We start from the raw sequence: 291 nt of genomic DNA on the forward strand, positions 1-291 counted from the left end.
ACGCGGATGTTTGCCGGACAGTTACTCATCCATAAATCTATTTTTAAAGGTGTCAGTATATGTAATAGCTTTTTCACTAACACGTTGAACATTTGGATTCTGTTGTAGTGCTTTATTCTCTTTAGCTGAAAATGTAATCTTACTCATGTTGTCTCACCTAATCCCCATATCTAGAAATTCCAGTATAATAAAAAATACCTGTAGATAAAACACTCTTTTTTTGAGTGTCATAACTACAGGTACCATATTAAAAAGACCTCTGTTTTTAATTTTGTTTAGCATGCAGAATAC

At 32.3% G+C, this 291-nt stretch carries 1 protein-coding gene; it reads right to left on the reverse strand.

The annotated features are described in order from the left end of the window. Positions 1 to 21: 21 nt before the first annotated feature. Positions 22 to 147 carry a hypothetical protein gene (locus PZE06_RS28715; protein WP_275792500.1) on the reverse strand — a complete coding sequence of 42 codons (126 nt, stop codon included), beginning with the start codon at positions 145 to 147 and terminating at the stop codon, positions 22 to 24. Positions 148 to 291: the final 144 nt, after the last annotated feature.

This window comes from Robertmurraya sp. DFI.2.37 (genome assembly GCF_029211245.1).
Classification (GTDB): Bacteria; Bacillota; Bacilli; order Bacillales; family Cytobacillaceae; genus Robertmurraya; species Robertmurraya methanolica_A.

What these genes read in the sequence shown, in the direction of transcription:
- PZE06_RS28715 (WP_275792500.1), bottom strand. Translation starts at nt 147, where the DNA reads ATGAGTAAGATTACATTTTCAGCTAAAGAGAATAAAGCACTACAACAG.